General features: G+C 72.8%; 20 protein-coding genes and 1 riboswitch. Of the genes, 9 read left to right on the top strand and 11 right to left on the bottom strand.

Annotated features, from left to right (window positions below):
* Positions 1 to 27: 27 nt before the first annotated feature.
* From carB to pyrR, 5 genes are read right to left on the bottom strand one after another with little or no spacing between them, the layout of a single operon-like run.
* Positions 28 to 3,318, bottom strand: a complete 3,291-nt coding sequence (gene carB, locus NYZ98_RS12660) for a carbamoyl-phosphate synthase large subunit (RefSeq protein ID WP_262842852.1) — start codon at positions 3,316 to 3,318, stop codon at positions 28 to 30.
* Positions 3,311 to 4,468, bottom strand: a complete 1,158-nt coding sequence (gene carA, locus NYZ98_RS12655) for a glutamine-hydrolyzing carbamoyl-phosphate synthase small subunit (RefSeq protein WP_262842850.1) — start codon at positions 4,466 to 4,468, stop codon at positions 3,311 to 3,313. The genes carB and carA overlap by 8 nt, the downstream gene beginning before the upstream one ends.
* Positions 4,465 to 5,769 (bottom strand): dihydroorotase, encoded by a 1,305-nt coding sequence (locus tag NYZ98_RS12650; RefSeq protein ID WP_262842849.1) that lies wholly within the window; start codon positions 5,767 to 5,769, stop codon positions 4,465 to 4,467. Before NYZ98_RS12650 ends, carA begins: the two co-directional genes overlap by 4 nt.
* Entirely contained in the window at positions 5,766 to 6,701 is a 936-nt protein-coding gene (locus NYZ98_RS12645) for an aspartate carbamoyltransferase catalytic subunit (RefSeq protein ID WP_262842848.1), read from the bottom strand. Before NYZ98_RS12645 ends, NYZ98_RS12650 begins: the two co-directional genes overlap by 4 nt.
* Complete coding sequence (gene pyrR, locus NYZ98_RS12640) at positions 6,698 to 7,333, bottom strand: bifunctional pyr operon transcriptional regulator/uracil phosphoribosyltransferase PyrR (RefSeq protein ID WP_262842847.1); 636 nt, start codon at positions 7,331 to 7,333, stop codon at positions 6,698 to 6,700. The genes NYZ98_RS12645 and pyrR overlap by 4 nt, the downstream gene beginning before the upstream one ends.
* Positions 7,334 to 7,807: 474 nt before the next feature.
* Between pyrR and bldD the strand changes: the two genes are divergently transcribed.
* The gene (gene bldD / locus NYZ98_RS12635) at positions 7,808 to 8,302 is read left to right on the top strand and encodes a transcriptional regulator BldD (protein ID WP_262842846.1); all 495 of its coding nucleotides are present in this window, start codon (positions 7,808 to 7,810) and stop codon (positions 8,300 to 8,302) included.
* Between the two features lie 131 nt (positions 8,303 to 8,433).
* Here bldD and NYZ98_RS12630 read toward each other — a convergent pair whose 3' ends face one another.
* Both NYZ98_RS12630 and NYZ98_RS12625 read right to left on the bottom strand, forming a co-directional pair.
* Positions 8,434 to 8,874: an SAV_6107 family HEPN domain-containing protein gene (locus tag NYZ98_RS12630; protein WP_262842845.1), complete on the bottom strand. Its 441-nt coding sequence runs from the start codon at positions 8,872 to 8,874 to the stop codon at positions 8,434 to 8,436.
* Positions 8,875 to 9,506: 632 nt separating this feature from the next.
* Positions 9,507 to 10,316, bottom strand: a complete 810-nt coding sequence (locus NYZ98_RS12625; protein WP_262842844.1) for a L,D-transpeptidase family protein — start codon at positions 10,314 to 10,316, stop codon at positions 9,507 to 9,509.
* 129 nt (positions 10,317 to 10,445) lie between these two features.
* On the opposite strand from NYZ98_RS12625, the gene NYZ98_RS12620 reads away from it, so the two are divergent.
* The 3 genes from NYZ98_RS12620 to NYZ98_RS12610 all read left to right on the top strand — a co-directional run bounded on the left by NYZ98_RS12620 (position 10,446) and on the right by NYZ98_RS12610 (position 12,849).
* Positions 10,446 to 10,922: a YbaK/EbsC family protein gene (locus NYZ98_RS12620; RefSeq protein WP_262842843.1), complete on the top strand. Its 477-nt coding sequence runs from the start codon at positions 10,446 to 10,448 to the stop codon at positions 10,920 to 10,922.
* A 251-nt stretch (positions 10,923 to 11,173) separates the two neighbouring features.
* Complete coding sequence (locus NYZ98_RS12615; RefSeq protein WP_262842842.1) at positions 11,174 to 12,022, top strand: LLM class flavin-dependent oxidoreductase; 849 nt, start codon at positions 11,174 to 11,176, stop codon at positions 12,020 to 12,022.
* Between the two features lie 251 nt (positions 12,023 to 12,273).
* Complete coding sequence (locus NYZ98_RS12610) at positions 12,274 to 12,849, top strand: GNAT family N-acetyltransferase (protein WP_262842841.1); 576 nt, start codon at positions 12,274 to 12,276, stop codon at positions 12,847 to 12,849.
* Between the two features lie 18 nt (positions 12,850 to 12,867).
* Here the strand turns inward: NYZ98_RS12610 and metF are convergent, their stop codons facing one another.
* A complete protein-coding gene (metF, locus tag NYZ98_RS12605) occupies positions 12,868 to 13,794 on the bottom strand; it encodes a methylenetetrahydrofolate reductase [NAD(P)H] (RefSeq protein WP_262842840.1) in 927 nt (308 codons plus the stop codon).
* Positions 13,795 to 13,986: 192 nt separating this feature from the next.
* Here metF and NYZ98_RS12600 point away from each other — a divergent pair, with 192 nt between their 5' ends.
* Positions 13,987 to 15,054: a polyprenyl synthetase family protein gene (locus NYZ98_RS12600; protein WP_262842839.1), complete on the top strand. Its 1,068-nt coding sequence runs from the start codon at positions 13,987 to 13,989 to the stop codon at positions 15,052 to 15,054.
* A gap of 3 nt (positions 15,055 to 15,057) precedes the next feature.
* Here the strand turns inward: NYZ98_RS12600 and thiE are convergent, their stop codons facing one another.
* From thiE to NYZ98_RS12585, 3 genes are read right to left on the bottom strand one after another with little or no spacing between them, the layout of a single operon-like run.
* Positions 15,058 to 15,696: a thiamine phosphate synthase gene (gene thiE, locus NYZ98_RS12595; protein ID WP_262842838.1), complete on the bottom strand. Its 639-nt coding sequence runs from the start codon at positions 15,694 to 15,696 to the stop codon at positions 15,058 to 15,060.
* Positions 15,674 to 16,048, bottom strand: coding sequence for an Rv2175c family DNA-binding protein (locus NYZ98_RS12590; RefSeq protein WP_262842837.1), 375 nt, complete (start codon positions 16,046 to 16,048; stop codon positions 15,674 to 15,676). Before NYZ98_RS12590 ends, thiE begins: the two co-directional genes overlap by 23 nt.
* A 49-nt stretch (positions 16,049 to 16,097) precedes the next feature.
* Positions 16,098 to 17,267, bottom strand: coding sequence for an NAD(P)/FAD-dependent oxidoreductase (locus tag NYZ98_RS12585; protein WP_262842836.1), 1,170 nt, complete (start codon positions 17,265 to 17,267; stop codon positions 16,098 to 16,100).
* A 138-nt stretch (positions 17,268 to 17,405) separates the two neighbouring features.
* A riboswitch (TPP riboswitch) is annotated at positions 17,406 to 17,518 on the top strand.
* Here NYZ98_RS12585 and thiO point away from each other — a divergent pair.
* The 4 genes from thiO to pknB all read left to right on the top strand — a co-directional run bounded on the left by thiO (position 17,514) and on the right by pknB (position 21,777).
* Positions 17,514 to 18,770, top strand: a complete 1,257-nt coding sequence (gene thiO / locus NYZ98_RS12580; protein WP_262842835.1) for a glycine oxidase ThiO — start codon at positions 17,514 to 17,516, stop codon at positions 18,768 to 18,770. (Overlaps the previous riboswitch by 5 nt.)
* Positions 18,767 to 18,967 carry a sulfur carrier protein ThiS gene (thiS, locus tag NYZ98_RS12575; RefSeq protein WP_262842834.1) on the top strand — a complete coding sequence of 67 codons (201 nt, stop codon included), beginning with the start codon at positions 18,767 to 18,769 and terminating at the stop codon, positions 18,965 to 18,967. Before thiO ends, thiS begins: the two co-directional genes overlap by 4 nt.
* Entirely contained in the window at positions 18,960 to 19,784 is an 825-nt protein-coding gene (locus tag NYZ98_RS12570; RefSeq protein ID WP_316249561.1) for a thiazole synthase, read from the top strand. Before thiS ends, NYZ98_RS12570 begins: the two co-directional genes overlap by 8 nt.
* A gap of 73 nt (positions 19,785 to 19,857) precedes the next feature.
* Positions 19,858 to 21,777 carry a Stk1 family PASTA domain-containing Ser/Thr kinase gene (gene pknB, locus NYZ98_RS12565; protein WP_407696420.1) on the top strand — a complete coding sequence of 640 codons (1,920 nt, stop codon included), beginning with the start codon at positions 19,858 to 19,860 and terminating at the stop codon, positions 21,775 to 21,777.

Raw genomic sequence — 21,777 nt, 5'->3', positions numbered from 1 at the left:
CCGTCTTCCTCACCTCCCGCCGGGTCGTCAGCCCCTCAGCCGCTGGGCGTGCTCCTGCAGCGACCGTACGCCCACCGAGCCCGCCGCTATCGCCTGGATGCCCTGGACGGCCGCGCCGAGTCCCTGCACAGTGGTGACGCACGGGATGCCCCGCAGGACGGCCGCCGTGCGGATCTCGTAGCCGTCCAGGCGCGGGCCTGACTGTCCCGGGCTGCCGAAGGGGGTGTTCACGATGAGGTCCACCTCGCCGTCCAGGATCCGGGTCACGATGGTCGGCTCACCGTCCGTGCCGGTGCCGTCGCTCTGCTTGCGCACGATCTTGGCATGGACGCCGTTGCGGCGCAGCACCTCGGCGGTGCCCTCGGTGGCAAGGATCTCGAAGCCGAGGTCGGCGAGCGCCTTCACCGGGAAGATCATCGCGCGCTTGTCGCGGTTGGCGACCGAGACGAACGCCCGGCCCTTGGTCGGCAGCGACCCGTAGGAGGCCGACTGCGACTTGGCGTAGGCGGTGCCGAAGACCTCGTCGATGCCCATGACCTCGCCCGTGGAGCGCATCTCGGGGCCGAGGATCGTGTCGACGCCGAGGAAGCGGTTGAACGGCAGCACGGCCTCCTTGACCGCGATGGGCGCGTCCAGGGGCAGCGTCCCGCCGTCGCCCTCGCCCGGCAGCATGCCCTCCGCGCGCAGGCCCGCGACGGTGGCGCCCATCATGATCCGGGCCGCGGCCTTGGCCAGTGGCACGGCCGTCGCCTTGGACACGAACGGGACCGTGCGGCTGGCGCGCGGGTTGGCCTCAAGGACGTACAGGACGTTGGACAGCATGGCGTACTGGACGTTCAGCAGCCCGCGCACGCCGACGCCGCGCGCGATGGCCTCGGTGGCGGCGCGGATGCGCTTGATGTCGAACCCGCCGAGCGTGATCGGCGGCAGCGCGCACGCCGAGTCGCCGGAGTGGATGCCGGCCTCCTCGATGTGCTCCATGACGCCGCCGAGGTACAGCTCGGTGCCGTCGTACAGGGCGTCCACGTCGATCTCGATGGCCTCGTCGAGGAACCGGTCCACCAGCACGGGGTGGTCGCTGGCCGCGCCCGCGCGCGCCATGTACGAGCTCAGCGTCTCGTCGTCGTAGACGATCGCCATGCCCGCGCCGCCGAGGACGTAGGAGGGGCGCACCAGGACCGGGTAGCCGATCTCGGCGGCGATGGCCCGCGCCTCGCCCACCGTGACGGCGGTGCCGTGCTTGGGGGCGAGCAGGCCGGCCTCGGCCAGCACCCGCCCGAAGGCGCCGCGCTCCTCGGCCAGGTGGATCGACTCGGGGCTGGTGCCGACGACGGGCACGCCCGCGTCCTTGAGCGACTGGGCCAGGCCGAGCGGCGTCTGCCCGCCGAGCTGGACGATCACCCCGGCGACCGGGCCGGTCAGCCGCTCGGCGTGCACGACCTCAAGGACGTCCTCCAGGGTGAGCGGCTCGAAGTAGAGCCGGTCGGAGGTGTCGTAGTCGGTGGAGACCGTCTCGGGGTTGCAGTTGACCATGACGGTCTCGTATCCGGCGGCCGACAGCTCGAACGAGGCGTGCACGCACGCGTAGTCGAACTCGATGCCCTGCCCGATGCGGTTCGGGCCACTGCCCAGGATGATGACCTTGGGCCGGTCGCCGTAGGGGACCTCGGTCTCCTCGTCGTAGGTCGAGTACAGGTAGGGCGTCTTGGCGGCGAACTCCGCGGCGCAGGTGTCGACGGTGTTGTAGACCGGGCGGACGTCCAGGCCGTGGCGGGCCGCGCGCACCTCGGCCTCGGTGGTGCCGCGGATCTCGGCGATCTGGGCGTCGCTGAAGCCGTGCCGCTTGGCGCGGACCAAGGCCGCGGCGGTCAGCTCGCCCTCGCCGAGCGCCCGCGCCTCCTCGTCGATCAGGAAGAGCTGGTCGACGAACCACGGGTCGACGTTGGTGGCCTCGTTGAGCTCCTCCGGCGTGGCCCCGGCGCGGATCGCCTGCTGCATCGTGCGCAGGCGGCCGTCGTGCGGCGTGCGTGAGGCGCTGAGAAGGCCGTCCTTGTCTCCGGGGTCCCCTGACCAGGAGAAGGACGATCCCTTCTTCTCCAGCGATCTGAGGGCCTTCTGGAGGGCTTCGGGGAACGACCGGCCGATGGCCATGGCCTCGCCGACCGACTTCATGTGGGTGGTGAGGGTCTGGTCGGCCCCGGCGAACTTCTCGAAGGCGAAACGCGGCACCTTGACCACGACGTAGTCCAGGGAGGGTTCGAACGACGCCGGGGTCTCGCGGGTGATGTCGTTCGGGATCTGGTCCAGGGTGTAGCCGACGGCGAGCTTGGCCGCGATCTTGGCGATCGGGAAGCCGGTGGCCTTGGAGGCCAGGGCGCTGGACCGTGACACCCGGGGGTTCATCTCGATGACGATCATGCGGCCGGTGCGCGGGTCGACGGCGAACTGGATGTTGCAGCCGCCGGTGTCGACGCCGACCTCGCGGATCACCGCGATGGCGACGTCGCGCATGTTCTGGTACTCGCGGTCGGTCAGGGTCAGCGCCGGGGCGACGGTGACGCTGTCGCCGGTGTGCACGCCCATCGGGTCGATGTTCTCGATGGAGCAGACGATGACGACGTTGTCGGCCCGGTCGCGCATGACCTCCAGCTCGTACTCCTTCCAGCCGATGATCGACTCCTCCAGGAGGACCTCGGTGGTCGGGGAGGCGTCGAGCCCGGCGCCGGCGATGCGGCGCAGCTCCCCGGCGTCGTAGGCGAACCCCGAGCCGGCGCCGCCCATGGTGAAGCTCGGCCGCACGACCACCGGGTAGCCGAGGTCGTCCGCCGCCTGGAGGCACTCCTCCAGGGTGTGGCAGATCGCCGACGCGGCCGACTCGGCGTTCAGGCCGTGCTCGGCGGCGACCTTCGCGACGATGCCCTTGAACAGCTCGCGGTTCTCGCCGGCCTGGATCGCGTCGATGTCGGCGCCGATCAGCTCGACCCCGTACCGTTCCAGCACGCCCGACTCGTGCAGCGCCACCGCCGCGTTGAGCGCGGTCTGGCCGCCGAGGGTGGGCAGCAGGGCGTCCGGCCGCTCCTTGGCGATGATCTGCTCGACGATCTCGGGCGTGATGGGCTCGACGTAGGTCGCGTCGGCGAACTCCGGGTCGGTCATGATCGTCGCGGGGTTGCTGTTGACCAGGACGACGCGGTACCCCTCGGCGCGCAGGACCCTGCACGCCTGCGTGCCCGAGTAGTCGAACTCGCACGCCTGCCCGATCACGATCGGCCCCGAGCCGATCACCATGATCGTCTGGATGTCCGTGCGCTTAGCCACGCTTGTCCGCCTCCGCCTTCGCCGTGGTACCGGGGCGCGCCATCAGGGCGCAGAACTCGTCGAACAGGCCGGCGGCGTCGTGCGGCCCCGCCGCCGCCTCGGGGTGGTACTGCACGCTGAACGCCGGGCGGTCCAGCAGCCGCAGCCCCTCCACGCAGCCGTCGTTGAGGTTGACGTGGCTGACCTCCGCGCGGCCGTACGGGGTGTCGAACGGGCCGTCCAGGGGCGCCCGCACCGCGAAGCCGTGGTTGTGGGCGGAGATGTCCACCTTGCCGGTGCGGCGGTCCTGGACGGGCTGGTTGACCCCGCGGTGGCCGTAGGCCAGCTTGTAGGTGCCGAGCCCGAGGGCGCGGCCGAGGATCTGGTTGCCGAAGCAGATGCCGAACACCGGCCGGCCCGCATCGAGCACGCCGGTGAGCGCCTCGACGGCGTAGTCCGCCGCGGCCGGGTCGCCGGGGCCGTTGGACAGGAACACCCCGTCGGGGTCCAGGGCCAGGATGTCGGCCGCGGTCGAGCCCGCGGGGAGCACGTGCACCTCGCAGCCCCGCTCGGCCATGCGGTAGGGCGTCATCGACTTGATCCCGAGGTCGAGCGCCGCGACCGTGAACCGCTTGCGCCCGTGCGCGGCGACGACGTACGGCTCGGCGGTGGAGACCTCCCTGGCCAGGTCGGCGCCCAGCATCGAGGGGCTGTCGCGCACCCGCTCCGCCAGCTCACCGACCGTGGCCGAGGGGGCGGTGAAGACGCCGGCGCGCATGGCGCCGCGCTCGCGGAGGTGGCGGGTGAGGGCCCGCGTGCCGGGCATGGCGATGCCGACGACGCCCTGCGCGCGCAGCTCCTCGTCCAGCGAGCGGCGCGACCGCCAGTTGGAGGCCACGCGCGCCGGCTCGCGCACGACGTACCCGGCGACCCAGACGCGCGAGGACTCGGGGTCCTCGTCGTTGACCCCGGTGTTGCCGATGTGCGGGGCGGTCATCGCCACGATCTGCCGGTGGTAGGAGGGGTCGGTGAGGGTCTCCTGGTACCCGGTCATGCCGGTGGAGAAGACCATCTCGCCGAACGTCTCGCCCTCCGCGCCGTACGACGTGCCGTGGAAGGCCCGGCCGTCCTCCAGGACGAGGACCGCCGGGGTCGTGGTCGCGCGCGTCACGTGAGCTTCCCTTCGAGAACGGTGGGACGGCCGCGCAGGAACGTCGCGACGACCCTGCCCGGAAGCGTCATGCCCTGGTAGGGCGTGTTGCGGCTCTTGGAGGCGAACCCGCCGGGGTCCACGGCCCAGCGGACCGAGGGGTCGGCCAGGACGAGGTTCGCCGGGGACCCGGCGCGCAGCTCCCTGCCGTGGCCGGGGAGCCTGCCGATGCGGGCGGGCCGGGCGGACATGCGGTCGGCGACGCCCGCCCAGTCGAGCAGGCCGGTCTCGACCATGGCCTCCTGGACCACCGACAGCGCGGTCTCCAGGCCGATCATGCCCATGGCCGCCGCCTGCCACTCGGTCTCCTTGTCCTCGACAGGATGCGGGGCGTGGTCGGTGGCCACGCAGTCGATCGTGCCGTCGGCCAGGGCCTCGCGCAGCGCCCGCACGTCCTCGCCGGTGCGCAGCGGCGGGTTCACCTTGTAGATCGGGTTGTAGGCGCCGGCCGGCGAGGTCTCGGCGCACGCGTCGGTGAGCAGCAGGTGGTGCGGGGTCACCTCGGCGGTGACGTCCCAGCCCTTCGACTTGGCCCAGCGGATGATCTCCACCGAGCCGGCGGTCGAGACGTGGCAGATGTGCAGCCGGGAGCCGACGTGCGCGGCCAGCAGGCAGTCGCGCGCGATGATCGCCTCCTCGGCGACGGCGGGCCAGCCGGTCAGCCCGAGACGGCCCGACACCGCGCCCTCGTTCATCTGCGCGCCCTCGGTCAGGCGCGGCTCCTGCGCGTGCTGGGCCACCACCCCGTCGAACGCCTTGACGTACTCCAGGGCGCGGCGCATCAGGACCGCGTCGGAGACGCAGACCCCGTCGTCGGAGAAGACCCGCACGCGCGCGGCGCTGTCGGCCATCGCGCCCAGTTCGGCGAGTTGCCTGCCCAGCAGGCCCGCGGTGACCGCGCCGACCGGCTGCACGTCGCAGTGCCCGGCCTGCCGGCCGAGCCGCCAGACCTGCTCCACCACGCCCGCGGTGTCGGCCACCGGCGAGGTGTTGGCCATGGCGTGGACGGCGGTGAACCCGCCGAGCGCCGCCGCCGCCGTGCCGGACGCGACCGTCTCGGCGTCCTCGCGGCCGGGCTCGCGCAGGTGGGTGTGCAGGTCGACCAGGCCGGGCAGCGCCACCAGCCCGTCGGCGTCGACGTGGCCGGCGCCGGTGCCGTCCACCCGCCCCGGCGCGCCGATCTCGGCGATCACGCCGTCCTTGACCAGGATGTCCTTCGGCTCGCCGCCGAGGACGCGGGCGCCCTTCACAAGGTAGGTCACAGGTTTCCCCCGATGGCGGGCTCCGAGCCGGACAGAAGCAGGTACAGGACGGCCATGCGCACGGTCACGCCGTTGGTGACCTGCTCGACGATGGTCGAGCGCGCGGAGTCGGCGACCTCGGCGGCGATCTCCATGCCGCGGTTCATCGGCCCGGGGTGCATCACGATGGCCCCCTCGGGCATCCGGCCGAGCCGGTCGGGGTCCAGCCCGTAGCGGCGGCTGTACTCCCGGGCGGAGGGGAAGTAGGAGGCGTTCATCCGCTCGTGCTGGACGCGCAGCATCATCACCACGTCGGACTTGGCGAGCACGGAGTCGAAGTCGTAGGAGACCTCGCACGGCCACTCCCCCATCGCCACCGGCAGCAGCGTCGGCGGCGCGACGAGCGTCACCTCGGCGCCGAGGGTGTGCAGCAGGTGGACGTTGGAGCGGGCGACCCGGCTGTGCAGCACGTCCCCGACGATCGTCACCCGCCGGCCGTCCAGCTCGCCGAGGCGGCGGCGCATGGTGAAGGCGTCCAGCAGGGCCTGGGTGGGGTGCTCGTGGGTGCCGTCGCCGGCGTTGACCACGCTGCCGTCCACCCAGTTGGCCAGGCGGTGCGGGGCCCCTGAGGCGCCGTGGCGGACGACCACGGCGTCGGCGCCCATCGCCTGCAGGGTGAGCGCGGTGTCCTTGAGGCTCTCGCCCTTGGACACGCTCGACCCCTTCGCCGAGAAGTTGATCACGTCGGCGGACAGCCGCTTGGCGGCGGCCTCGAAGGAGATGCGGGTGCGGGTGGAGTCCTCGAAGAACAGGTTCACGACGGTGCGCCCGCGCAGGGTCGGCAGCTTCTTGATCGAGCGTCCCGAGACCCGCGACAGCTCCTCGGCGGTGTCCAGGATCAGCAGGGCGTCCTCGCGCGACAGGTCGGCGGTGGACAGCAGGTGGCGGTTCACCGTTGGCCTCCCCGCAGCAGGACGGCGTCGCGCTGGTCGGTCTCCCTCAGGCACACCCGGACGGTCTCGGCGCGCGAGGTCGGCAGGTTCTTGCCCACGTAGTCGGCGCGGATCGGCAGCTCGCGGTGGCCCCGGTCGACCAGGACGGCCAGCCGGACCGCCGTCGGGCGGCCGAGGTCGTTCAGCGCGTCGAGCGCGGCGCGGACCGTGCGGCCGGAGTACAGGACGTCGTCGACCAGGACGACGATGCGCCCGTCCACGCCGTCCTCGGGCAGTACGGTGCGGCCGAGGGCGCGGGCGGGCCGCAGGCGCAGGTCGTCGCGGTACATCGTCACGTCGAGGGAGCCGGAGGCCACGGGGTGGCCCTCGACCTGCTCGATGCGCTCGGCGAGCCTGCGGGCCAGGAAGGTGCCGCGGGTGGGGATGCCGAGGAGCAGGAGCCTTTCCGGGCCCTTGGCGCGTTCGAGGATCTCGTGGGCGATGCGGGTGAGGGCCCGGTTGATGTCCGGGGCCTCCAGCACGGCGCGCTCCCCGTCATGCGGGGGCCCGTCTTCGCGCGGTCGCCCGCCGTCACCGGCCCGGCCGCCATCGGGTTCCGGATCGTCGCGCACCTGATTTCGGGCGACGTTCATGGAGGTCACCACCTTTCCCGCCTCACAGGACGGGTCTTAAAGGACTCGGCTCCACCACGGTAGCAGCCCCTCCGGAAGCGCCCGGAACCGGTTCGGCCTTCCTAACCTGGGCAGATGGCCTTATGCCGGGTGTCGCGCGCCGGGACCCCGGCCCTCGGCCGCGGTGCCGGAGCCGCGAGGGCGCCCGCGCGCGAGCCGTGCGGCCGCTGGACGGGAGGAGCGGGAGCGGCGCTTGTGACCCAGCAGATCAGGGCCGGACCGGACAGGATTCGGCATCTTTTTTCCAATCAGCTTGACCAATCACGTCCACACCTTTACCGTCACTGTCCGTAACCACACCTCGCGACGTTCTCGGGTAAACCACGACGCGTCGGTCACCGATGGTGCCTCCCCGGGTGCCACCCGATCGCCGTGGCATTCGTCGCAAGGCGCACAATAAGTGAGAACGTTCATAGAAAGCCGGGGGGCCAAACGATGCCGTCTGACTACGCCAAGTCGCTGGGCGCACGACTCCGCGCCATCCGCACCCAGCAGGGACTGTCGCTGCATGGAGTCGAAGAGAAGTCGCGGGGCAGGTGGAAAGCGGTCGTCGTGGGCTCGTACGAGCGTGGCGACCGGGCCGTGACCGTGCAGAAGCTAGCGGAATTGGCAGATTTCTACGGTGTGCCCGTCTCGGAGCTGCTGCCCGGCGGCTCCGCGCCGAGCCCGCTTGGCCCGCAGCCGAAACTGGTGATAGACCTCGAGCGGCTCGCCCAGTTGCCCAAGGAGAAGGCCGGAGCGCTCGCCCGTTACGCGGCGACGATCCAGAGCCAGCGTGGTGACTACAACGGCAAGGTGCTGTCGATCCGCCAGGAGGACCTCCGCTCGCTGGCGGTCATCTATGACAAGTCGCCCACCGAGCTCACCGAGGAGCTCATCACCTGGGGCGTGCTCGACGCCGAGGCCCGCCGCGCCGTCGAGTCCTTCTGACGCCGTCCCGCCTCAGGGCCGCCGGATGAGCGTCCCCGCTCCCCCGGCGGCCTTCCGCGCCCACCGGCCCTGACCCGCGCGGCCGGAGCCGCCCAGGGCGCGGTGAAGGCCCGTCCCGGACGGGAGCGGGATCAGCCTGCCAGGGGGGCGCGGACCGGGAGGGCGGACTGGCCGGGGACGCCCAGGATGCCCTCGACGACGCCCACGAAGGTGTCGGCCTCGGTGATCAGCTCGTCGGCGTCACGGGCCGACACCACGCGCACCATGCCGGCCTCGGCCGAGGCGCGCTTGGTCGCGCTCACCGCGAAGTAGGCGGCCCACTGCGCGAGCCTGGGCTCGGCCTCGGGCAGCAGCTCCCACGCGCTGCGCAGCCGCCGCCTGCGCCCGTCCATCGGCCTCGGCAGCGCGGCGAGGATCGCCGCGGCCGCGCGGAGCGCCGCGAGATGGGCCGAGACGTACCGCTCGGCGGGGGTGCCGGCCGCCGCGGCGTCCGCGAGGCAGGAATGCGCGTCGGCAAGGTGCGCGCGCACGGTCTGTGAAACCCGGGGACCTTCTCCGGACTCTCGAGTCATGACACCCTCCTTGGGGTCGTGGCCCCGGCGGTGACCGCCGGTGATAACACAGTCGCAGACACCACCGACAATTCCGGTGGTCCGCTGGTCGTGGTCACTCGGCCGGCTCGCACCTCGCTCCCTCGCCAGGGCCGGCCGCTGGACGTCCGGCACCGGGCGCCCTGCGCGCCCGATCTACAACCCGTGCCCGCTGAGGCGCCCGGTATTCGGCGACGGACCTTCACCGGGCGCGGGCGGCCTTGCCCGCACCCGGGGTCCCTGCCGTGTTCACCAGGGCCGGACGAGGAGCTTCCCCTCTCCCCGTCCGGCCATCCGGTTCGCGTGAGGGCCGCCGCCGACGACGCTCTCCCGCCCTGTAGTGAGGGCGGGCCGCGAGTCCCGCCCTCACTGATATCGAACATAAATTCGATGACCCGAGATGTCAAGCGGCACACGAACATAGGTTCGATCATGTGGTCAACCCGCCGTTCGAACAGGCGGCCCACCAGGGGCGGGGAACGGGGCCGGGACGGCGAAAGGGCCGAGGCCGTGTGACGGCCTCGGCCCTTCGGGGGACCGACGGTCTCGCGCGGCGACGCGCGATGCCGGGTTTCACCGGCCCGGTGCGACTCGCCGGGCCGGAGGTGCGGGGGTCAGCGCTGGAACCTGCCCTTGACGTGGACGGGGACCCCCGTGCCGAGGAGGCCGGGGAGGATGGCCGCGACGTGCATCGGGAGGCGCACACAGCCGTGGGAGGCGGGGAACAGCGGGACCGACAGGGCGCCGTGCAGGGCGATGCCGCCGTTGAAGAAGACCGGGTTGTACAGCTGGCCCAGGTAGGACTTGTGCCAGCCCGACCGCCGCCAGGTGGTCTTGAAGTTGCCCGTGGGGGTACGCGCGTCGCCGCAGAACCTCTGCGTCTTGCCCTGCCAGGTGGCGGTCTCGCAGTAGGGGATGCCGCTGCCCGAGGAGATGTGGGTGATCAGCTTCACCGCGCCGGCCCTGTACAGCACCGCGACCTGCTTGGTGAGGTTGATCTCCACCCGGTCGGGCTTGCCGTTCGGGACGAGCACCTGCGGGACCTTGGGGTTCTCCAGCGCCCGCCAGGTGCGGGCGTTGATCGTGCTGCTCGGGGACAGGCCCTGGACCTTCTGGAAGGCCCAGACGGCGGACTGCGTGGTCCCCCCGTACTTGGCGTCGAGCCTGCCCGGGACGTACCCGAGCTCGCGCAGCCTGGTCTGCAGCTCCTTGACCGCGGCGCCCTTGGCCCCGAGCCGCAGAGTGCCGTGCGGCGCCACGAAGGGCGCGGCGGCGGTCACGTGACCGGCGGGCGCCGCCGGGAGCGTCAGCGTGTGGACGGCCGCGGGCGTCGCGGCCTGCGCGGCCGCCACCCCGCCGCCCGAGACGAGCACGGCTCCCGCGGTCATCACCACCGCCACGGCGAGCCGTCTTCCAACCCCCATGTCCGAACTTCCCTTCTGAGAACACCACAAAAAGTAAACGGACATTAGCGCATCGGTATCCCCGCTCCCCCTACAGTCACGGAGATGTAATCAATCACTGATGCCCGGCAATCTGTTTAGAGTGTCCGTGTGTCAGAAAAGTTGCACCCGAGCGTGGTGAAGGTGTCCGAGGCCCTGCGCGCCGCCGGGGTGACCGGCGAGGTGGTCGTGCTGACCGAGTCCGCGCCCACCGCCGCCACGGCCGCCGCCCAGCTCGGGTGCGGGGTCGGGGCGATCGCCAACAGCCTCGTCTTCGACGCCGACGGGGAGCCGCTGCTGGTGCTCACCAGCGGGGCCCACCGCGTCGACACCGGGCTGGTCGCCGGGCTCGTGGGCGTCTCCAAGGTCAGGCGGGCTTCTCCGGAGTTCGTGAAGACGGCGACCGGGCAGACGATCGGCGGCGTGGCCCCGGTCGGCCATCCCGCGCCCATCCGCACGCTGGTGGACACCTGGCTCGGCGAGCACGAGGTGGTGTGGGCGGCGGCGGGCCACTCCCACACGGTCTTCCCGACGTCCTTCGACGAGCTCGTCCGCGTCACCGGCGGCACCCCGGCCGAGGTGGCCTGACCCGCCCGCCCGCGCGGGGGCCGTCGTCGCGGGGTCCGGTTCGGGACGGTGCCATGGGACCCGCCCGCCGCGCGGGGGGCCGTCCCCCGTGCGCGCCGCACGCGCGGGGCCGTCCGGTAGGGTGGTCGCACTCTGAGAACAACGCTCCCCGGATGGACGTCGCAGCAAGGGAGCGCACCGCGCGGGTACGCGCAGGTGACCGTGAGGGGCGGCAGCCGTTTTCCGCATGCCCTTCCGGAGGTTCCGTCCCCATGAACGTAGGTCTCGGCCTGCCCATCAGCGACCCCGCCGCCCTGCTGACCTGGGCCAGGCGCGCCGAGGCAGGCCCCTTCAGCACCCTCGGCCTGCTCGACCGCCTCGTCTACGCCAACCCCGAGCCCCTGGTCACCCTGGCGGCGCTCGCCGGCGCCACGTGGGGCATCCGCCTCCAGACCGAGGTGCTGCTCGGCCCCCTTCGCCAGACGGCGCTGCTCGCCAAGCAGGCCGCGACCCTGGACGCTCTCTCCGGCGGCCGTTTCACCCTCGGCGTCGGGGTGGGCGGGCGCCCCGACGACCACGCCGCCGCAGGGACCGACCTCCGTACACGCGGGCGGCGGCTGGACGAGCAGCTCGCGACCATGCGGCGCCTCTGGGCCGGCGAGCCGTACGGCGAGGGCGCGGGCCCGATCGGCCCGGCGCCGGTCGCCGAGGGCGGCCCCGAGGTCCTGATCGGCGCCTTCGCCCCGGCCGCGCTCGAACGCGTCGCCCGGTGGGGGGACGGGTTCCTGTGCGCCGCACCGCCCCGCGTGGCGGACGGGCTCATGCGCCGCGTCGAGCGGAGCTGGGACGCGGCGGGCCGGGCCGGACGGCCGCGCCTGGTCGCGCAGGTCAACGTCGCCCTCGGCCCCGACGCCACTGTTCAGGACGCCAGGGACGCGATCGGCGCGTACTACGCCTTCACCGGTGACACCGAGCGGGTGCTCGGCGGCCTGCTCACCACGCCGCGGGCGATCCGGGAGGCGATCACCGCGTTCGGCGACCTCGGCGCCGACGAGGTGATGCTCTACTGCTGGTCCGCCGACGCCGACCAGGTCGGCCGCCTCGGCGCGGTGGTGATCTGACGGCCGGAGGCCGGGCCGCCGTCACCCGCCCGGCCTTTCATGGACGGGCGGCCGTCACCCGCCCGGCTTTCCTTGGCCGGGGGCCGTAGTCCGGCCGGGCCTTTCGTGGCCGGCGGCCGTCGTCCGGCCAGGCTGCCGTGTATCGGTGGTGAAAAGGCATTTTGGCGGCCGATAGCGGGAAACCTGGGGTGAAGATCGCACTCGCCGGGTTCGCCCTCTGGACGTTCACCGCCCCTGCTAGTGTGCGATGAGTGATCGAACTGCGACGCGCCGGTCCTGAGGGGTTCATGCCCGCTCTGGACACCGTGATCGGCATCTACACGGCGGCGATGCGCCCGCCGGTCGATCAGCTGGCGGGCCGGCAGAACATCATGCGCAACCACGCGACGTTCCCCGACTTCACCTGCCTTTTCGCGCACACCGAGGACGGGACGGTGGTGGGGTTCGGCTACGGCTTCCACGGCATGCCCGGCCAGTGGTGGCACGAGGTGGTGCGCCGCGCCCTGGAGGAGCGGTCGGGCGCCGAGGCCGCCGCCGGCTGGTTCGGGAACGCCCTGGAGATCGCCGAGATCCACGTCCACCCCGCCTACCAGGGCAAGGGCATCGGCCGCCGGCTGGTGAGCGGCCTGTGCGAGGGCCGGCCCGAGAGCACCGCCGTGCTGTCGACCCACGACCAGCCCACCGCCGCGCGGCATCTCTACCGGCGGCTCGGCTTCGTCGACCTGATGACCATGTTCGTGTTCCCCGGCGGCTACGAGCACTACGCGATCGTCGGCACCCCGCTGCCGCTCACGGCGGACGCGCCCGGCGCGCCCGCCGCACCCTAGCCCGCGGGAGCAAGAGGGTCAGAGGGCGGGGACCGGGGACGGCGCCAGGGCCTTGTAGACCTCGCGGGTCGCGCTGGACCTGTTGAAGGTGATGAAGTGGATGCCCGGGGCGCCCTCGTCGAGCAGGGTCTGGCACAGCTCGGCGGCGTGCTCGACGCCCAGCTCGCGCACGGCGGCCGGGTCGTCGGCGACCGCCTCGAAGCGCGCGGCCACATCAGGCGGGAACGGGGCGCCGGACAGCTGCTCCGAGCGCGCGATCGTGCCGATCTGCGTGATGGGCATGATGCCGGGGATGATCGGCGTGTCGCAGCCCGACGCCGCCACCCGGTCGCGCAGCCGCAGGTAGTCCTCGGCCTGGAAGAACATCTGGGTGATGGCGTAGTCGGCGCCGGCCCGGCACTTGCTGACGAAGTACTCGGTGTCGGACTCGATCGACGGCGACCTCGGGTGCCGGTACGGGAAGGCGGCCACCCCCACGCAGAAGTCGCCGGCCTGGCGGATGAGCCGGACCAGGTCCTCGGCGTACAGCACGCCCTCGGGGTGGCGCACCCACTCCGACAGCGGGTCGGCGCCCTGGGGGTCGCCGCGCACCGCGAGGATGTTGCGCACCCCGGCCCCGGCGAACCGGCCGATCAGGTGGCGCAGCTCGCGTACCGAGTGGTTCACGGCGGTGAAGTGCGCCACGGGGGTGAGCGTCGTCTCGTGGGCGAGGCGCTCGACGATCTCGACGGTGCGGTCCCGGGTGGAGCCGCCGGCGCCGTAGGTCACCGAGACGAACGTCGGGCGCAGCGCCTCCAGCTCGCGGATCGCGCGCCAGAGCTGCCGCTCCCCCTCGTCGGTCTTCGGGGGGAAGAACTCGAACGAGAACGACCGGCCCCCTGAGGCGAGCAGTTCCCGGACCGTGGGAACCCGGTCGGGCATGAACGAAGGACGACCCAGAGCCATACGCCCAAGGCTACAGGTCCCGCCCGCCCCGCACCTCTGGCAACGTGCGGTCTCCAGCCGGACTCCAGCCCCTTTCGAGCCCGGCCCGAGGGCGCCGCTCCGGCCCTCGGGGGCCGGGTGCGGACGCGCCGCGCCGTGTTACACCGGGTACGGCGAATCAGTACGTCAGGGGACGCCGGTTAATCTCAGAGCATGACCACATCTTTCGCCCAGTCGGACGCCCTCCGCTCCGAGGTGGACCATCGCCTCAGGACGTTCGTCGACGGGCAGCGCCCCCTGGTCAGCGGTCCCGAACTGATTCCTCTGATGACGACCGCCGAGGACTTCCTCGCCGGGGGCAAGCGGCTGCGTCCCGCCTTCTGCTACTGGGGCTGGCGCGGCGCGGGGGGCGACGACGACCCGGCGATCTTCACGGCCGCCGCGTCGCTGGAGTTGCTGCAGGCCAGCGCCTTGATCCATGACGACGTCATGGACGCCAGCGATCTTCGCCGCGGGATGCCGTCGGCGCACAGGCGGTTCCAGGCGATGCACGAGGAGTCGGGGTGGCGGGGGTCGGCGGCCCAGTTCGGCGAGGGCGCTGCCGTGCTGCTGGGCAGCCTGCTGCTGGTCTGGTCGGGCGAGATGTGGCGGACCAGCGGGCTCCCCGCGGAGTCGCTCGCCGCCGCCGAGCATGTTCACGACCTCATGCGGACCGAACTGATGTGCGGCCAGTATCTGGACCTGCTTGAGCAGGCGCACGGGGAGAACACCTTCGAGAGCGCGCTCAGGGTGGCCCTGCACAAGAGCGGCAAGTACTCGGTCGAGCAGCCGCTGCGCCTCGGCCTGCTGCTGGCCGCGCGCCGCGAGGAGCCGTGGATCGACCGGCTGTGCGTGCAGTACGGGCAGAAGGTCGGGATCGCGTTCCAGCTCCGTGACGACGTGCTGGGGGTCTTCGGCGACCCGGCAGAGACCGGCAAGCCGGCGGGCGACGACCTGCGCGAGGGCAAGCGGACGATGCTCATCGCCCGCACGCTGTCGGCCGCCTCGGACGCGCAGGCCGCCGAGGTGCGGCGCCTGCTCGGCGATCCCGGCCTGGACGCGGGCGGCGTCGTGCGGCTCCGCGAGATCATCGAGGACACCGGGGCCCTCATGGCGAGCGAGGAGATGATCAAGCGGTACCTCGACGACGCGCTGAACTCCCTGGAGCACGCGCCGATCACCGCCGAGGCCCGCGAGGCCCTGGTGGAGCTCGCCGTGGCCGCCACCTCCCGCCGCAGCTGACCCTCAGGCGGTCGCGAGGCGGCGGGCGAACTCCGCGGCGGCGGCCCTCGGGTCGTCCGCCTCGGTGATCGCGCGCACGACCACGACGCGCGTGGCGCCGCAGGCCATGACCTCGTCGAGCGTGCTCAGGTCCACGCCGCCGATGCCGAACCACGGCCGGCCGCCGCCCAGCGCCGCCGCGTGCTTCAGCATGCCGGGCCCCGGCGCGGGGCGCCCGGGCTTGGTCGGCGTCGGCCAGATCGGCCCGCAGCAGAAGTAGTCCACGCCCTCCTCGGCCGCGGCCGCCGTCGCCTCCGCTTCGCTGTGGGTGGACCGCCCGATCAGGATGTCCGGCCCGAGCATCGCGCGCGCCACCGCCACGGGGAGGTCGTCCTGCCCGAGGTGCAGCACGTCGGGACCGGCCGCGTAGGCGATGTCGGCCCGGTCGTTGACCGCGAGCAGGGCGCCGTGCCGGTCGCACGCCGCGCGGAAGACCTCGAGCAGCGCTAGCTCCTCGCGGGCCTCAAGGCCCTTCTCGCGGAGCTGGACGATGTCCACGCCGCCGTCGAGTGCGGCGTCGAGGAAGCGCGCGAGGTCGCCCTGACGGCGGCGGCCGTCGGTGCAGAGGTAGAGCCTGGCGTCAGAAACCGAGCGCCTGGGCACGCCTTTTCACCTCGGTGTGGCGTCCCGCGACGATGGCGTCGACAGGCGCCCCCGGTAGGGAGTCGTCGGCGGTGTAGAGCCATCGCAGGGCCTCGACGTCGGTGTAGCCCGCGTCGGACAGGACGGTCAGCGTCCCTGGCAGGCCCTTCACCACGTCGTCGCCGTCGATGAAGGCGGCGGGCACCTCGGGCTCCGAGCCGCCTCGGCGGACGCCGATGAGCCTCTTGTCCTTGAGGAGCTGCTTGGCCCGCCCCGTGGTGAGGCCGAGCCGCCTGCCCACCTCCGAGAGAGGGAGCCACTCCCCTACCAACTGGTCGGTTTCCCGGTCGATCTGCGCAACAGAAAGCGTCACGAAACCACAACTACCACGTCGCGCCTCTTCTCAAACACCCCAGAGGGGGTCACAAACAGTCACGCAAGGGTACCGAGGGGTCCGTCGCGCGATCCACGTCGAGTCTTTGACCCCCCTCGATGATGCGTCGGCCCTGCACCAGGTCACGGGGGACTTCGACGGTAAGGATAGCGGCCATCCGGTCGTCGTCGGTCAACCAGAAGGCCGACCACCTGCGCCCGGCGGCCGGATCGCCGCGCAGGACCAGCCGGGCGCCGTCGTGGTGGCCGGCGTACTGCAGCATCCGGCCGAACTGCTCCGACCAGAAGTAGGGGACCGGGTCGTACACGGCGGTCTCGCCGAGGAGGGTGGCCACGGCGGTCTCGGGGGCGTGCAGCGCGGTGTCCCAGTGCTCGACCCGCATGCGGCGGCCGAAGCGCCGCGACAGCCAGTTCGCGCAGTCGCCGACCGCGACCACGCCCTTCATGCTGGTGGACAGGTGCTCGTCCACCAGGACGCCGTTGTCGAGCTCGACGCCCGAGCCGGCGAGCCAGCCGACGGTGGGCCGCACGCCGACGCCGGTCACCACCACGTCGGCGGGGAGCCACGAGCCGTCCATCATGGTCAGGCCGCCGGGGTCGACCGAGCCGACCATGGTGCCGAGCCGCAGGTCGATGCCGGCCTCGGCGTACCAGGGGACGGTGAGGCCGCCCACCTCGGTGCCGAGGGCCACCGCCAGCGGCGAGCGGGCGGCCTCCACCACCGTCACCTCGCAGCCGGCCCGGCGCGCCGCCGTGGCGACCTCGGCGCCGATCCAGCCGGCGCCGACGACCACGACCCGGGCGCCGGGGACCAGCAGCCCGCGCAGGGCCAGGGCGTCGTCGATGGTGCGCAGCACGTGCTGGGTGCCCTCGCCGCGCAGCCTGATGGGGGCCGCGCCGGTGGCGATGATCAGGCCGTCGTACTCCAGCTCGCCCTCGGTGGTCTCCACCGCGCCCTCGCGGAGCCCCTTGGCCGCGACGCTGGTGCGCAGGTCGACGTCGAGCGCCCCGAGATCGGAGTCGACGGCCGTCGAGTCCAGCTCGCCGAGCAGCACCGCCTTGGACAGAGGTGGCCGGTCATAGGGGCGATGGTCCTCGTCTCCGACCAGGGTGACGCGCCCTCGGTACCCGCGCGCCCGAAGCGCCTCGACACTTCGCACGCCGGCCAGCCCGGCTCCCACGACCACGACATGATTCACATCCTGACCCTAAGCGGCCAGCCGGGTAACTCGCCAACGGCGATTTGGTAACAAATTGGCTCACCATCGCACACACGCAGTGATGAGAACGCACATGCGGGTGCGCAAGCCGTAGGGAGGCAGGAATAGGCTGGGGGCGTCAGCACGCGCGGGAGTCCGGCGAGACCGGGCTGAGAGGAGGGCTCAGGGCCCTCGACCGCCACAGACCTGATCCGGATCATGCCGGCGAAGGGAGCGGGACCGCTCATGGACGTACCACCGGCCGCGCACGCGGAGGTGCTGGTGGTGGGCGGCGGCGTCGTCGGCCTGTCGGTCGCCTGGCGCGCGGCGCAGCGCGGGTACGCCGTCACCGTGGCCGACCCCTCCCCCGGCTCGGGCGCCACGCACGCGGCGGCCGGGATGCTCGCCCCGGTGAGCGAGCTGACCTACACCGAGGAACCCCTGCTGCGCCTGGGCCTTTCGTCCCTGGTCAGGTGGCCCGCCTTCGCCGCCGAGCTGGCCGGGGAGTCCGGGATCGGCGTCGACCACCGCACGGACGGCACGCTGGACGTCGCCTTCGGGCCCGACGACCTCGCCGCGCTCGGCGAGGTGGCCGGGCTGATGGAGAAGCTCTCCCTGCCCGTCGAACGGCTGACCGGGCGCGAGTGCCGCCGCGTCGAGCCCATGCTCGCCCCCTCGGTGCGCGGCGGCGTGCTGGCCCCGGGCGACGCCTGGGTGGACCCGCGCCGGGTGACGTCCGCGCTGCTCGCGGCGCTGTCCCATCGCGGGGTGACCATGGTGGCCGCCCGCGTGCGGGGGTTCGCCGTGGAGGGGGACGCGGTGCGCGGCGTGCGCCTGGCGGACGGCCGGCTGATCACCGCCGACCAGGTGGTGCTTGCCGCCGGGGCCTGGTCGGGGACGCTGGAGGGCCTGCCGCCGGAAGCGCTGCCGCCGGTCCGGCCGGTCAAGGGCCAGATCATGCGGCTGCGCGGCGCCCCGGGGTTCCTCGGCCGCTGCGTGCGCGGGACCGTCCACGGGTCCGGCGCCTACCTGGTGCCGCGCGGCGACGGGGAGATCGTGCTCGGCGCCACCCAGGAGGAGATGGGCTTCGACACCCGGGTCACCGCGGGCGCCCTGTGGGAGCTGCTGCGCGACGCCCGCGAGCTCGTGCCGGGCGTCACCGAGCTGGAGGTGGCCGGGGTGGTGGCCGGCCTGCGCCCGGGGACCCCCGACAACCTCCCGCTCATCGGGCGGACCGCCCTTCCCGGGCTCCTGCTCGCCACCGGGCACCACCGGGGCGGCGTCCTGCTCGCCCCCCTGACCGCCGACGTCGTCGCCGCCGAGATCGCCGGGGACCGCTCCCCCGCGGGCGGGACCGATGATCCGCCGGTCGCCTCGATCTGCTCGCCGCTGCGGTTCGGCGGCCCGCCCCGGCCGGGCACCGGCCACTTCCCATGGACGAAGGAGGAACGGGGCCCCTCCCCTGGCCGTACGCCAGGGCCCGCCGCCCCGGAAGCGCGATGAGAGTGACGATCAACGGCATCTCCCGGGACCTGCCCCCCGGCGCCACCGTCGCCCAGGCCGTGGAGACGCTGACCCAGGCCGGCGCCGGGGTAGCGGTCGCGGTGAACGACGAGGTCGTGCGGCGCGGGGCGTGGGGCTCGACCACGCTCGGCGAGAACGACCGCGTCGAGGTGCTCACGGCGGTGCAGGGTGGCTGACGGACGGGAGCACGACCTCGTGGACGACACGGACGACACGCTGGTACTCGGCGGGGAGAAGTTCGCCTCCCGCCTGATCATGGGCACCGGCGGCGCCCCGTCGCTGGAGGTGCTGGACCGGGCGCTGGCCGCGTCCGGCACCGAGATCACCACGGTGGCCATGCGCCGCCTGGACCCGGCGTCGCGGGGGTCGGTGCTGGACGTGCTGCGCGAGCGCGGCGTCAGGGTGCTGCCCAACACGGCCGGCTGCTACACGGCGGGCGAGGCCGTGCTGACGGCGCGCCTGGCCCGGGAGGCGCTGGGCACCGACTGGGTCAAGCTGGAGGTCATCAACGACGAGCGCACGCTGCTGCCCGACCCGATCGAGACCTTCGACGCGGCCGAGCGGCTGGTGGCCGAGGGCTTCGTGGTCCTGCCCTACATCGGGGACGACCCCGCGCTGGCCCGGCGGCTGGAGCAGGCGGGGTGCGCGGCCGTCATGCCCCTCGGCTCGCCGATCGGCTCGGGGCTCGGCATCCGCAACCCCCACAGCATCGAGCTGATCACCGAGGCGGCGACCGTGCCGGTGATCCTGGACGCCGGCATCGGGACCGCGAGCGACGCGGCCCTGGCGATGGAGCTCGGCTGCGACGCGGTCCTGCTGGCCACCGCCGTCACACGGGCGCGCAGGCCGGAGCTGATGGCGATGGCGATGCGTGACGGGGTGGTCGCGGGCCGTAGGGCGCGCCTCGCGGGCAGGATACCCAGGCGGCGGTACGCTGAGGCCTCCTCACCGGTCACCGGGCCGGTCGGCGAACAGCGACGAGCCCCTTCCTGACGGGAAAACATGTCGGCATCGGTTTGGGATGTGCTTGCCCTCCCCCTGGCAAACCGCCCGTAAACTCACTCCCGTGGACACGACGGTTGCGGACCCCCTTGTAGGGCGGGTGCTGGACGGGCGCTATCGCGTTGAGTCCCGGGTTGCCCGGGGTGGGATGGCCGCCGTCTACCTGGCCCTGGACATCCGTCTCGACCGCACGGTGGCGCTGAAGGTCATGCACCGCTCCCTGGCCGAGGACCCCGACTTCGTGCGGCGTTTCATCGGCGAGGCCAAGTCCGTCGCCAGCCTTTCGCACCCCAACGTGGTGCACGTCTTCGACCAGGGCACCGACGGCGAGCACGTCTACCTGTCGATGGAGTACGTCCCGGGGCGCACGCTGCGCGACGTGCTCCGCGACCGGGGGCGGCTGCCGGCCCGCGAGGCCCTGGAGATCATGATCCCGGTGCTGGCCGCGCTCGGCGCCGCCCACCAGGCGGGCATGGTCCACCGCGACGTGAAGCCGGAGAACGTCCTGCTGACCGACGACGGCCGGGTCAAGGTCGTGGACTTCGGGCTGGCCCGCGCCGTCGACGCCGGCAACCAGACCAAGACCGGCGTCATGATCGGCACGATCGCGTACATGTCGCCCGAGCAGGTCACCGCCGGGGTCGCCGACGCGCGCAGCGACGTGTACGCGGCCGGGGTGATGCTGTTCGAGCTGCTCACCGGCCACCAGCCCTACCAGGGCGAGAACCCCATGTCGGTGGCCTACCGGCACGTCCACGACCGGGTGCCCGCGCCGTCCTCGCTGGCGGCCGACGTCCCGCCGCCGCTCGACGCGCTCGTGCTGTCGGCGACCGACCGCGACCAGAACCGCCGGCCCGCGGACGCGACCGCGCTGCTGGTCGCGGCCGTCGAGGCCCACCGCGTGCTGCCGCGCGACATGGGCCCGCAACGCCCGCCCACGGGCGCGGCGGCGCCGCGCTCATCCGGCGTCCTCACGGCGGGCGCGCCGCCCGCCAACCCGACCCTGATCCACTCGCGCACCGAAATGCTGACCGCCCCGGCGGTCGCGGCCCCCGAGGCGCGGCGCAGGGGCCGCTTCCGGCCCAACTGGTTCATCGTCGCGCTGGTCCTGGTGATGATCGCGGGGATGGCCGCCTCGGGGTGGTGGTTCTCCGAGGGCCGGTACGCCAAGGTCCCCGACCTGCTCGGCCAGAACGTCACGATCGCCGCCTCCGAGGCCAAGAAGCAGGGGTTCAAGGTCAGGCTCGGCCCCGCCGAGCACGACGACAAGGTCGCGGCGGACAGGGTGCTGCGCACCGACCCCGAGTCCGGCAACGAGGTGCTCAAGGGCACGACCATCACGCTGATCCCGTCGGCGGGCAAGGTCAAGATCGCGGTGCCGAACGTGGTCAACCTGTCCGAGTCCGACGCCCGCTCCAAGATCTCCGACGTGGGGCTGGCCGTCGGGCTGGTCAGCCGGGTGCCCAGCGACACCGTCCAGCGCGGCCTGGTCATGCGCACCAGCCCGCTGGTCGGCAACAAGGTCACCAAGGGCGGCAAGGTGCAGCTCGTGCTGAGCGCGGGACAGCTCATGCCCGACGTCAGCGAGATGCAGTGCGACCAGGCCGAGGCGTTCCTGCGGCAGAAGGGGTACCAGCCCGCGGTCGTCCAGCAGACCGACAAGGCCCAGCCCGGCACGGTCATCGCCCAGAGCCCCTCGGCGCGCGCCGAGGTGACCGCAGGGCAGGCCGTGCAGCTCACCTGCTCCAAGGGGCCCGACACCGGGTTCCACTGGCCCTGGGAGAACCCCGACAACGTCCAGCCGGGGCAGGCCCTGGTGCCGATCCCCGACGTGCGGTTCAAGAACGTCTCCGACGCGACCAGGGAGCTGCGCGCCGCCGGGTTCAGGGTGCGGGTGCGCCGCATCGCGGGGGCGGGCGCCGTGGTCGCCGAGAACCCCCTCGGTCAGGCCCCGCAGGGCACCCGCATCACCATCTGGCACTGA

The organism is Sphaerisporangium corydalis, assembly GCF_025506355.1.
Classification (GTDB): domain Bacteria; phylum Actinomycetota; class Actinomycetes; order Streptosporangiales; family Streptosporangiaceae; genus Sphaerisporangium; species Sphaerisporangium corydalis.
Note: the sequence above shows the minus strand (reverse complement) of the source record. Positions and strands in the feature narration are given on the sequence as shown.